The sequence below is a fragment of the Pseudomonas sp. GW822-FHT03F04 genome (assembly GCF_058801405.1).
Map to the genome: position 1 here is coordinate 371,735 of NZ_JBXANF010000002.1, position 11,117 is coordinate 382,851.

The window sequence follows — 11,117 nt, forward strand, 5'->3', positions numbered from 1 at the left end:
CAGTATGTTGGCTGGCCAGGAAAATTCGCCGGCTGCGAACAATAGCGGCGCTTTAATGAGGCTGTTTTAGACCTGCATATTAGGTCTCAGAAATACGCAATGCGTCGATGAATGCGCTCTGGGAGGAGCCTGCAAAAAATTGACTGACCCTAAGAAAATCTCCAGTCGCATCATTAACTATGATCCAAGCCCAAGAATCATGTCAGCCGCTTTTTCGGCGATCATGATAGTGGTCAACGGGGCAGTAATCAGGCGAATCTAGACGCGGCGAACGTCCAGACTTCGATTGCGGTCTTCAACTATCAAAAGGCGATTCAGGTCGCGCGCTCCGTTACTGGGGGGACTGGTGGTTCTTTCGCGATGATTGCTGCATGAATAGCTTCTGTCATGGTGTTGTTTACCTCGATGAGCCTGTGTACCTCATCTTGAATCTTCAATAACGCCTCAGCATCTTGATAGGTCTGCAGTGCTTGCTTGTCGGAAGCCGCAGCAGCCACCTTCTGACCTACCATGATGACGGATAGCAGCACCAACTGCAGAAAAGTTTGGGCAATCCAGGCTATTAAGGTCGAGACTCCCCCTGCGATGGCGGAGGGCAAGCTGATTAGGGCAATTCCCCCAAAAATATACGCACACCACATGGTGCCAACAGCATTGGTTATCATTAGGGCGATGCGCCCATTCAGACCCAGATGTTCTTGCGAAGTAAGGTGCGGCCCTACTTTTTCACGTTCCTTGATTCTCTGAAGTAGCAGGCGTTCGAGTTGCATCGTAAATGCCTCTGATAGAAATTCAGTTAATGTAGTCGGCCTTGGATCGATGCTGGGTGTTTTTTACCCCGCAATACGTCTTCCGAAGCTGTACTGCGACCTTTGGTGTTTGAGTATATCTGCCACCCAATAGGGGGGGATGAAACATCTCTAAAAATACAAATCCGGCGTGCTTCTTTTGTTCTACCTGCAGTTCGCGCGATTGGTAAACGACCGGTGAGCACACCTACAGAATCCCAGAGTTAGGGTGATGGTGTCCGACGATTTTTTAGCGGACGCGATAGCCTTTATCGCTAGGATTTCCATGTGCCAACGAAGCTCTTACTCCAAACACTTGGCATCCTGAACGCTTTCCTCCACCCAGCCTGGCCAAGGTAATGATCGATCTAACGGTGCGGTTTAGTGCGCTCGATAGGCAGAACGCCGGTTGCCGACAGTTTCATCAAACGACGAAAGTTCGGGCAGGCTAGATGATTATCCTCCGGGCATTGCGCGGCATGGCGTAACCCCTTGCTCATGGCCTGTAGCCGCTTGATACGAGCCTCAATCTCATCGGCTTTCATCAGCAGCATCTGCCGGTCGACGTGCGAACGAACCAACATTTTGCGCACCTCATCCAATGAGAAGCCAGCAGCCTGACCCAGGGCTATCAGGGCCAGACGATCGAGTACATCGGCACCGAACTGACGGCGTTGACCGTGGCCAGCGGATGACTCAAGTAACCCCGTCTTTTCGTAATAGCGCAGAGTAGAGGTGGGTACTCCGCTGCGTTTGGCAACGTCGGAAATATCCATAAATTTCTCTTGTGTTGAAGTTGACTTCAACTTGTATGTTGCGCGGCATGAGCTCTCCCGTCAATTTTACGAGGTTACCAATATGACTGTTATTACAATGCTGTTCTATGTCCTGCTGATCGGGCTTGGCGCCGTCTGGATCATGGATCTCTGGGGGCTACTGCTCCAGCGCGTGGGTGTTACAACCCTAAACTACGCAATGGTTGGACGCTTGGCAGGCCATGCACTTCATGGGCGTCTGCGTCACGAGTCAATTTCCATGGCCTCGCCGGTGCGCAACGAGCTGGCCTGGGGCTGGATCATTCACTACGTCACAGGTCTAGTTTTCGCCTCTATGCTGGTAGGTTTGGTAGGAGAAGCGTGGTTGTCCGCCCCGACCTTGTGGCCAGCATTGGCTTTCGGAGTCGTGACCGTTGTGCTGCCGCTGTGTGTGATGCAGCCGGCGATGGGGGTAGGCTTATTTTCCTCGAAAACAGCAACACCGCTGCGAAACTGCTTGCGCAGTTTAGCCACTCATACGGTGTTCGGTTTCGGCCTGTTTGTTAGTGCGACGATTTTGCTACCCTTGATACGCCTAGTTGTTTAAGCAAGTTGTGGAATGTCGTAGCGTACTCACAAGGCTCTTAGAGGCTCCCGGAAGTCTTTGGGCTTGCTGGGCTAGCGAGCCTCTTCACCAAGCGAGGCGGAGAGGATGGGACGCGAGAGGATTAACAGACAGGAAATCACCTTCTTCGGGGGGGCTGGTATCGGCCAAGTCAATTCACGAGTGACGTCCTGTTCTAAATGATCAGAGATGTATTCTTGATCGACGCGTATTCGCGCTCAATTTGTTCGTAGCCATATTTGTTCTCAAGCCTTTTAACGATGAAGTGACCTCGGGCAGTGTCTTGATAGACGTCAGTGAACAGAGCATTGATCGATGCCCCGGTAAACGCTCCAACTACAGGAACAGCCTGCGCTGCGAACTTGCTAGTAATGGTAAAGCCAAAGCGTGTAGCAACCTTTTCGATCAACACGGCCAGCCATTTTCCTGTCTGGCCCGGGGTAAAGTAACTTGTCGCTTTAGCACCGTGTTTGGCGGCTATCTCTGCCAGCTCTTTGGACAAATGCTGCATTGCCTGAGTGGTAAAGCTGCGAGTAGCGTAGTACCCCGTCTCCGTCGCATCGTCCGCTTGGCTGGGGCCGCCCATAGCGAACACTTCGATGCACGCCTGTTTGGTCGCAAAGTCACTCAAGTCAAAACCTTCGCTGCGCGCCACGTCGGCTACTGAGCGCATCATAATGGTCGTGGAGACGGGGAGTTCGAGGAACAGCGTAGTAAAGCCGAAAGCCCCGCCGATAGCCCCTGAGGTTGCGGCATAAAGCTTGTGCAGTCGTGTTGATGCAGGTTTTTTAGGTGCGTTTTCCAAGCTCCACAACGCGGCGTCAACGGATGAGTGCAGGGCCGCCGTCACCGCACCGTTGACCTTCTTTGAAATCGATTCAGGTAAGGCTTTTACCGCAATTTCGATTGGCGACCCGATAAAGCCCGACAGCCTCGCCGTCAGAGAAGGCGACTCCAGTAAATCCACCGCCTGCTTTAAGCTCTTGTAGTCTTCGGGATTGTCTTTGATGTCCACACGCATCTCCGTTGGAGGTTTAGTCCGCAAACAAGAATCCACCGATTGGGCAGCGCGACGGGTACTTCAATGAGCGGTGAACTAGAATATCAAGTGTGGCGATCGGCTCAGCAAGCCTTTGATGCCACACATATATCGACTCGACGAACACCTTAACTTTTGGCTTTCCTTATGCAGGCGCTTAGCGCGCTACACTTGAGTTACGCAAGCATCAGTTGGATGGGAAGTCGTCGACTGTCGGCCTCCTTGGCTTGGGATACCCACATGGAAGGGCAGTCGCGTAGAAGTCACCTGAGCTCGTAAGAGTGCGCCCCTGTACCAGCAAGGTTCCCGCCGTCGACAATCAGGTACTCCTCCCGAATGCGAGTGCCTTCAAAGTAGCTCTGCAAAATTTCCAGTGTGCCCGCAGCATAACGTGCTTGAGCCGAGAGCGAGGTGCCGGACATATGAGGTGTCATGCCGTTGAACGGCATAGTTCGCCAGGGATGTTCGGGTGAGGCCGGCTGAGGAAACCAGACGTCTCCTGCATAACCTGCGATATGTCCTGATTCCAAAGCCCTGACAAGAGCATCGCGCTCCACCAGTTTGCCGCGTGCACAATTGATGAGATAAGTACCGCGTTTCATTTGGGCCAGTGCCGCTTCGTCAAGCAGATTTTCGGTGGACGGATAGAGGGGAATCTGAAGATTGATGATGTCGACAGTCTTGATCAGCGATAGCACATCTGGATGAAATGTCAGGTTCAACTCATTTTCAATGGCTGAGTCCAAGCGGTGACGCTGGGTGTAATGCAGGTGCAAACCGAATGGTTTAAGCCGACGCAGAACGGCCAAGCCTATTCGTCCGGCTCCGATAGCGCCGAAATGCAGGCCTTCGATGTCATAGCTTCGGGAAACACAATCCGCGATGTTCCAACCGCCATCAACGGCTGTTTGATGAGCTGGCAAATAATTGCGCACCAGCGACAGCGCCATCATCACCACATGCTCCGCGACACTGATGCTGTTGGATCCGGTGACTTCGGCAACGGTGATATTAGCGCGCGCCGCAGCAGCAAGATCCACATGGTCAGAGCCGATACCAGCAGTGAGTGCAAGCTTCAGGTTTTTCGCTTTGGCGATCCGGTCGGCGGTCAGATAAGCAGGCCAGAATGGTTGAGATATTACCACCTCGGCGTCAGGCAGGAGACGTTCGAACTCAGAGCTCGGCCCGTCCTTGTCACTGATCACAATGAGCTCATGGCCTCCCCGTTCCAAATAATTGCGAAGCCCCAACTCGCCTGAGACACAGCCCACCAGCTCACCGGGTTTGAACCCGAGAGGCCCCATTGGCGTCGGCGCTGTCTGGCCATTGGCATACGTCGTGATGGTTGGAATCTCATCTCTCGCATAACGAGGTGGATAGCCATCAACAGGGTCGGGATAAAGAACACAAAGTACTTTTGCCATGAACTTTATCTCCCGTATGTCGTACGACTTTCTGTTCAGCCGGGATAAAGCGATTGGGCTGTAGGTCGGCCGAGGGTAGTGAAAGGGGGGAAGGTGTCCAACTGAGGGCATCTATTAGCCGTGCACTCAGGATTGGACACCCAGGCCTACCAGGCTTGGCACCTAGTGGTGATAGCCTTCACCCAATTTAACTTTGCCTCTGAAAACGTAATAGCTCCACGCGGTGTAGACCAGAATGAAGGGAAGCGTAAATAGTGCTCCGATCAACGCAAACAGCTGGCTTGCCACCGGCGAGGCCGCCTGCCACATCGAGATGGATGGCGGTACGATATTGGGCCAGATGCTGATACCCAAGCCACTGTAGCCAAGGAAAATCACAAGAAGGGTCAACAGAAATGGACTTGCAGTAGCCCGATGCGCAAGCGTGATCAGTGTGGCAATGAAACAGAACAGCAACAGCAGTGGTACAGGCAGGAAGTAGAACAGGTTCGGCATCGTGAACCAGCGTTGCGCGATCTCCGGATGGACGAGCGGCGTCCAGATGCTTATCACTGCAATGACGAACAACAGGGCATAGATAAAGTAGGACGAAAATCGGTACATGTCCTCCTGCAATCTGCCTTCAGTTTTCATGATCAGCCAGGTGCTTCCCAACTGGGCATAGGCCACCAGTAGTGCGAAACCACAAAACAGTGGGAAGGGACGAAGCCAGTCGAGACTGCCTCCTGCGTAGGCATTGTTGACGACTGGGATGCCGTCAAGGAAGGCACCGAGCGCAACGCCTTGGCTGAAAGTGGCAACGATAGAACCGCCGACGAAAGCCTTATCCCACCAATGCCGGTTGCGCTCACTGGCCTTGAACCGGAACTCGAAGGCGACACCCCGAAAAATCAGGCCCAGCAACATGATGATCAGGGGCAAATACAGCGCGCTGAGAATGACTGAATAGGCCAGGGGAAACGCACCGAAAAGCCCGGCGCCACCGAGTACCAGCCACGTCTCGTTGCCATCCCATACGGGTGCAACCGTGTTCATCATGACATCTCGCTCTTCTTTGTCTTTGATCGCAAGAAAGAGCAATCCCACGCCTAGATCAAAGCCATCCATCACGACATACATCATGACGCCGAAGATGATGATCAATGCCCAAATCAAACTTAGGTCGATGCCGCCCATAGCGCTCGCTCCTCAAACTCGGAAAAGTGTCTGAACATCATTTTTCATCTGCAGCCGATAGCGGCCTGGCTGGTGTTCGTTGTTGGCCTGCGCCGCCCTCAGGAGTGGGTTCCGCCCCGTGAGCTTGCGGCCCTTTGTGCACGAGTTTGAGCATGTAAGCGATGCCTGCACCGAACAGGGCGAAGTAAACAAGGACGAACAGAACCAGGCTAATGCTGACTTGTGAAACGGTCAGTGGCGATACCGCGTCAACCGTCCGCAGCAGGCCGTACACCACCCATGGCTGACGGCCCATTTCGGTAGTCACCCATCCTGCCAACAACGCAATGAGTCCAGAGGGGCCCATGCAGAGCCAGAAGGCCAAAAACGGACGTGAGGTGTATAGCTTCTGTCCGCGCCGTAGCCAGAGGCTCAGTAGTCCGGCAAGGATCATCAGCATTCCCATACTGACCATCAATCTGAACGTCCAGAAAATCACGGTTGAATTGGGTCGGTCTTCTGGCGGGAATGATTTGAGCGCCGGAATTTGCTTGTCGAGGCTGTGGGTGAGAATCAAGCTGCCCAGCACCGGAATTTCAATCGCGTACCGGGTCTTTTCCGCTTTCATGTCCGGCCATCCCGCCAGAATGAGCGGCGAGGGCTCACCGGGAACGTTTTCCCAGTGGCCTTCGATGGCGGCGATTTTTGCAGGTTGGTGTTCGAGCGTATTCAATCCGTGAGCGTCTCCGACCACCGCCTGAATCGGCGCCACGATCAGTGCCATCCATGCCGCCATCGACAACATAGTGCGCGCTGCCGGCGTGTCATGACCCCGTAACAGGTGCCAGGCGCCTGATGCACCCACAAAAAAAGCAGTTGCCAAGAATGCTGCGATGGCCATGTGCGCGAGTCGGAACGGGAATGAGGGATTAAACACCACCGCCAGCCAGTCAACAGGTACTGCACGTCCGCCAACGATTTCGAATCCCTGTGGCGTGTGCATCCAGCTGTTCGATGACAGGATCCAGAACGTTGAAATCAGGGTACCCAACGACACCATGGCGGTAGCAAAAAAATGCAGCCCACGGCCAACCTTTTCCCAGCCGAAGAGCATAACGCCTAGAAAACCTGCTTCAAGAAAAAAGGCGGTGAGTACTTCGTAAGTCAACAGCGGCCCAGTGATGCTACCTGCGAAATAGGAAAAGCCACTCCAGTTTGTTCCGAACTGATAAGCCATAACCAATCCAGAAACCACGCCCATGCCGAAATTCAGGGCAAAAATCTTTACCCAAAAAGTGTAAAGATCCTGATATACATCTCGCCCGGTTTTAAGCCATAAACCTTCCAGCACCGTTAGGAAACTGGCCAAGCCTATTGTTATTGCAGGGAAAACGATGTGGACGCCAACAGTAAACGCGAACTGAATTCGCGCTAAATCAATTGCAGTCGAATCGATTATGTCCATGCTTTTCTGCCTCTCAGGAAGGGTGCAAATTTGCCTGGGAATACAGCTGGGAAGGCAATTACGCTAGCCCGGTTTATTGGCTTTCCTTTGCCTTGACATGGTGGTGCATGCCGCCTAGATTCTAGATCACCCTCGAAAATCATGAGCAAATATTTCGCTCGCTTAATGAGAAAATCTCTCAGGAATAGTTCTGAGTTGTATGTTCGTTTTATGCTGTGTGGTTGTGACGTTTACTTCTCTCTAAGAGGGTAAAAGTTACGTAATGCCGCATTATAGCGGCAGGAAATATGCAACTATCGACTCTCACCTCTATGGTTATGAGTCGTAGGTGGAGCGATCATGGCGATTAAGCGCAAAGTACCCGGTGTTCGAAATTACGATGGCCCTGCAGGAGGTTGGGGTGCACTTAAAGCCACCGCGACGGCGGTGCGCGAGCAAATGGATACGCTCAAAGCTCCTCTTACGTTGATGAGAACCAATCAGCCAGACGGGTTTGATTGCCCTGGTTGCGCATGGCCAGACAAAGAGCACAAATCAACCTTCCAGTTTTGCGAAAACGGTGCGAAAGCAGTCACTTGGGAGGCCACCAACAAACGCGTACCTCCTGAGTTTTTTGCCAAACATCCGGTTGCCACCCTGCTTAAGCGTACCGACTTCGAACTGGAGGATTTAGGACGACTGACACACCCGATGGTTTACGACCGGGCGACCGATACATATCAGCCGGTCGAGTGGGAGACCGCATTTGCGCGAATCGGTGAAATATTGCGTGGACTGCAACCCAATCAAGTCGAATTTTACACGTCAGGCAGAGCGTCCAATGAGGCGGCCTACTTGTGGCAACTGTTCGCGCGCAATTTGGGCACTAACAACTTTCCTGATTGTTCAAATATGTGCCATGAGCCAACTAGTGTGGGTTTGCCGCGTTCAATTGGTATGGGTAAAGGGTCTGTATCATTGGACGATTTTGAACTGTGTGAGCTGGTTATTTCCATCGGACATAATCCAGGCACCAATCACCCAAGAATGATGGGGACGCTGCACGAGATTTCCCGGCGTAAAGTTCCAATCATGGTGATGAATCCATTGCGCGAGCGTGCACTAGAGCGATTTGCCGACCCGCAAGACATGATTGAAATGGCAACTTATGGTTCGACGCGTATTGCCTCTACTTATTTACAGGTCAAGGCCGGTGGTGATGCAGCAGCCATTAAAGGCGTAATGAAGTCATTGTTGGAAATGGAAGAATCAGTAGGGCAAGTGCTTGATTATGATTTCATTGAAAAGCATACCAATGGCTTCGAGGCGCTCAAGGCGGATTTGTTGGCTACCGAATGGCCCGACATCGAATTTGCGAGTGGATTGCACAAAGTAGACATGGAAAAAGTTGCGGCGGCCTATGCAAAATCCAATGCCACGATCGTGACATATGGAATGGGGATAACCCAACATAACGAAGGAACCGCCAACGTAAGACTGATCTGCGATCTTCTGATGTTGCGAGGCAACATCGGCAAGCCCGGCGCAGGCATATGTCCGCTGCGCGGTCATTCCAATGTACAAGGAAATCGAACCGTAGGTATTACCGAGAAACCTTCCAGTGAGTTCCTCGGCAAGATTGAAGAAGTGCTGGGCTTCAAACCTCCAGTTGAGCATGGCCACGACTCAGTACAGGCCATGCAAGCGATGATTGCCGGCGAGTCAAAAGCGCTGCTTTGTCTGGGAGGAAACTTCGTGGTCGCATTGCCTGATCCAGGTCAGTGTTTTCCGGCGATAGGGAAACTGGATTTGACGGTGCACATCGGTACAAAACTTAATCGCACCCATTTGCTGGTTTCCAAGGAAACGTATCTGTTTCCTTGCTTGGGCCGCACCGAACTCGATGTACAGAACGGAGAGCGCCAATCAATTACCGTCGAAGATTCAATGTCGATGGTTCATGCTTCGGCTGGCAAGTTGATGCCCGCATCCGAGTTTTTGCGATCGGAACCGGCCATCGTGGCGGGTATGGCGACTGCCACGCTGCCTGACAGCAAGGTGCCGTGGATGGAGCTCTCGCAGAATTACGACAAAATTCGTGATCTGATTGAAAAGACAATTCCAGGCTTTGAGAACTACAACGAACGCATTCGCGTTCCTGGTGGCTTCCGCATGCCGTTGCCTGCGACAGAGCGTATCTGGATGACGCCTTCAGGGAAGGCTGAGTTCTTTGTGTTCCCAGGTTTGCATGAAGATAAAGAGGTCGATGGAGACGATGTATTACGGCTGATCACGCTGCGCAGCCATGACCAATACAACACGACGATTTACGCACTGGATGATCGTTATCGTGGCGTATTTGGGCGACGGGATGTGTTGTTCATGAACCCTGCCGATCTCCAGTCACGCGGCCTGGCACACGGTGATTTGGTGGATATCGAAACGGTCGTTTCCGGACGCAAACTGCGCTACGAAAAAATAACGGCTATTGAGTACAAAATATCGGCTGGTTCAGTGGGGGCATACTATCCCGAGGCGAACACGCTGGTACCTTTGGACTACATCGACAAGGACAGTGGAACGCCGTCGTACAAGTCGGTGCCCGTGCGTGTGATGCGCTCGGAGCTGAATTGATTACGTAACGGTATCCGGTTGGTCTTTCTCAAATCAAAGGAGGCGCGTTTTGCGCCTCCTTTTTTGTTCCACTAGATGAAGCTTTATGGGGAATATTTCAGTGATGAGCAGCGAAGCTCCTGAACCACAAGTGGTGTGCAGCCCAGCCACCAGCAGCGCGATTTTCATCGTGGCAACCCTCAAGGCTGGAAAGGAATCCGCAGACAAAGTGAAGAACTGGTGCGCTGATATTGCGGCGATCACACGCTCTGTCGGCAAGCGAGTCCCAGCAGGAAACCTGTCGTGTATTTGCGGGTTTTCCTCCAGTGCCTGGGACATTCTGTTCGCGAATCCTCGGCCCTCTTTATTGCATGGATTTCGCGAGTTTGGTGTGGATGGGCGACGCGCGATTTCCACCCCCGGCGATATCCTTTTGCATATTCGTGCTGATCAGATGGATCTTTGTTTTGAGTTAGTGACGCAGTTCACTTGTGCACTGGGCGATGCCATCACGGTCATCGATGAGGTTCATGGGTTTCGATATTTTGATATGCGCAGCATCATTGGATTTGTTGATGGCACTGAAAACCCAGTAGGTCGCAAGGCCTCCCACTTCACGATAGTAGGGGATGAAGACCCTGCCTTCAGTGGAGGAAGCTACGTGCTGGTACAGAAGTATCTGCACAACATGGCGGCATGGAATCAGCTATCTGTCGAAGCACAGGAGCATGTGATCGGGCGGAAAAAACTTTCCGACATCGAACTGGATGAGTCGGTCAAACCAAGCAATTCGCACAGCTCTTTGACGACGATTACGAAGGATGGCGAGGAGGTGAAAATCTTGCGTGACAACATGCCGTTTGGACGGCCTGGTGCAGGTGAGTTTGGGACTTTTTTCATCGGCTACGCTCGTTCGCCCGAACCACTCGAACTGATGCTTGAAAATATGTTCGTCGGCAAACCACCAGGGAATTACGACAGGTTGCTCGACTTCAGTACCGCTGTTACAGGCAACCTGTTTTTTGTGCCGTCATCGGATTTGCTTGAGGCTTTGGCTGATCGATAGCCTTCGATATAAGTCCTCCCTTTCTTCGCTTTGCTCTCGCTAGGGTAAGGCGCCGGTGATGCATGATTCCGCATCTATTTGCGAACGCTACAGTGCCTGTAATTCGTTCGTCGGCATCACAGTTGACTCATAGAGCGCTTTGATGAGAACCCGACTATCTTGATCGGGTGGCTGCTCCTCAGGCGATGACGCAGCCACTCCCTGCGAA

9 protein-coding genes are annotated in these 11,117 nt (G+C 52.5%); 3 read left to right on the plus strand and 6 right to left on the minus strand.

Annotated features, from left to right (window positions below; genetic code table 11):
- Nucleotides 1-314 precede the first annotated feature (314 nt).
- Together AC1RMX_RS05345 and AC1RMX_RS05350 are read right to left on the minus strand one after the other, a co-directional pair.
- Nucleotides 315-770 carry a hypothetical protein gene (locus tag AC1RMX_RS05345; protein ID WP_493070850.1) on the minus strand — a complete coding sequence of 152 codons (456 nt, stop codon included), beginning with the start codon at nt 768-770 and terminating at the stop codon, nt 315-317.
- Nucleotides 771-1,156: 386 nt separating this feature from the next.
- On the minus strand, nt 1,157-1,564 hold the full coding sequence (locus AC1RMX_RS05350) for a helix-turn-helix domain-containing protein (RefSeq protein WP_493070852.1): 408 nt from the start codon (nt 1,562-1,564) through the stop codon (nt 1,157-1,159).
- A gap of 82 nt (nt 1,565-1,646) precedes the next feature.
- On the opposite strand from AC1RMX_RS05350, the gene AC1RMX_RS05355 reads away from it, so the two are divergent.
- A complete protein-coding gene (locus AC1RMX_RS05355; RefSeq protein WP_493070854.1) occupies nt 1,647-2,150 on the plus strand; it encodes a DUF2938 domain-containing protein in 504 nt (167 codons plus the stop codon).
- A gap of 193 nt (nt 2,151-2,343) precedes the next feature.
- Here the strand turns inward: AC1RMX_RS05355 and AC1RMX_RS05360 are convergent, their stop codons facing one another.
- The 4 genes from AC1RMX_RS05360 to AC1RMX_RS05375 all read right to left on the minus strand — a co-directional run bounded on the left by AC1RMX_RS05360 (nt 2,344) and on the right by AC1RMX_RS05375 (nt 7,251).
- Nucleotides 2,344-3,189, minus strand: a complete 846-nt coding sequence (locus tag AC1RMX_RS05360) for an EcsC family protein (protein ID WP_493070856.1) — start codon at nt 3,187-3,189, stop codon at nt 2,344-2,346.
- A 281-nt stretch (nt 3,190-3,470) separates the two neighbouring features.
- Nucleotides 3,471-4,631: an NAD-dependent formate dehydrogenase gene (locus AC1RMX_RS05365; protein ID WP_493070858.1), complete on the minus strand. Its 1,161-nt coding sequence runs from the start codon at nt 4,629-4,631 to the stop codon at nt 3,471-3,473.
- A 162-nt stretch (nt 4,632-4,793) separates the two neighbouring features.
- Nucleotides 4,794-5,807: a cytochrome d ubiquinol oxidase subunit II gene (gene cydB, locus AC1RMX_RS05370; RefSeq protein WP_493070860.1), complete on the minus strand. Its 1,014-nt coding sequence runs from the start codon at nt 5,805-5,807 to the stop codon at nt 4,794-4,796.
- 37 nt (nt 5,808-5,844) lie between these two features.
- The gene (locus AC1RMX_RS05375; RefSeq protein ID WP_493070864.1) at nt 5,845-7,251 is read right to left on the minus strand and encodes a cytochrome ubiquinol oxidase subunit I; all 1,407 of its coding nucleotides are present in this window, start codon (nt 7,249-7,251) and stop codon (nt 5,845-5,847) included.
- 339 nt (nt 7,252-7,590) lie between these two features.
- Here AC1RMX_RS05375 and AC1RMX_RS05380 point away from each other — a divergent pair, with 339 nt between their 5' ends.
- Both AC1RMX_RS05380 and AC1RMX_RS05385 read left to right on the plus strand, forming a co-directional pair.
- Nucleotides 7,591-9,864, plus strand: coding sequence for an FdhF/YdeP family oxidoreductase (locus AC1RMX_RS05380; RefSeq protein ID WP_493070866.1), 2,274 nt, complete (start codon nt 7,591-7,593; stop codon nt 9,862-9,864).
- A gap of 103 nt (nt 9,865-9,967) precedes the next feature.
- Nucleotides 9,968-10,909: a Dyp-type peroxidase gene (locus AC1RMX_RS05385; RefSeq protein ID WP_493070868.1), complete on the plus strand. Its 942-nt coding sequence runs from the start codon at nt 9,968-9,970 to the stop codon at nt 10,907-10,909.
- Nucleotides 10,910-11,117: the final 208 nt, after the last annotated feature.

Coding starts and splice junctions, on each gene's coding strand:
- AC1RMX_RS05345 (WP_493070850.1), bottom strand. CDS start 770: ATGCAACTCGAACGCCTGCTACTTCAGAGAATCAAGGAACGTGAAAAA.
- AC1RMX_RS05350 (WP_493070852.1), bottom strand. CDS start 1,564: ATGGATATTTCCGACGTTGCCAAACGCAGCGGAGTACCCACCTCTACT.
- AC1RMX_RS05355 (WP_493070854.1), top strand. CDS start 1,647: ATGACTGTTATTACAATGCTGTTCTATGTCCTGCTGATCGGGCTTGGC.
- AC1RMX_RS05360 (WP_493070856.1), bottom strand. CDS start 3,189: ATGCGTGTGGACATCAAAGACAATCCCGAAGACTACAAGAGCTTAAAG.
- AC1RMX_RS05365 (WP_493070858.1), bottom strand. CDS start 4,631: ATGGCAAAAGTACTTTGTGTTCTTTATCCCGACCCTGTTGATGGCTAT.
- cydB (WP_493070860.1), bottom strand. CDS start 5,807: ATGGGCGGCATCGACCTAAGTTTGATTTGGGCATTGATCATCATCTTC.
- AC1RMX_RS05375 (WP_493070864.1), bottom strand. CDS start 7,251: ATGGACATAATCGATTCGACTGCAATTGATTTAGCGCGAATTCAGTTC.
- AC1RMX_RS05380 (WP_493070866.1), top strand. CDS start 7,591: ATGGCGATTAAGCGCAAAGTACCCGGTGTTCGAAATTACGATGGCCCT.
- AC1RMX_RS05385 (WP_493070868.1), top strand. CDS start 9,968: ATGAGCAGCGAAGCTCCTGAACCACAAGTGGTGTGCAGCCCAGCCACC.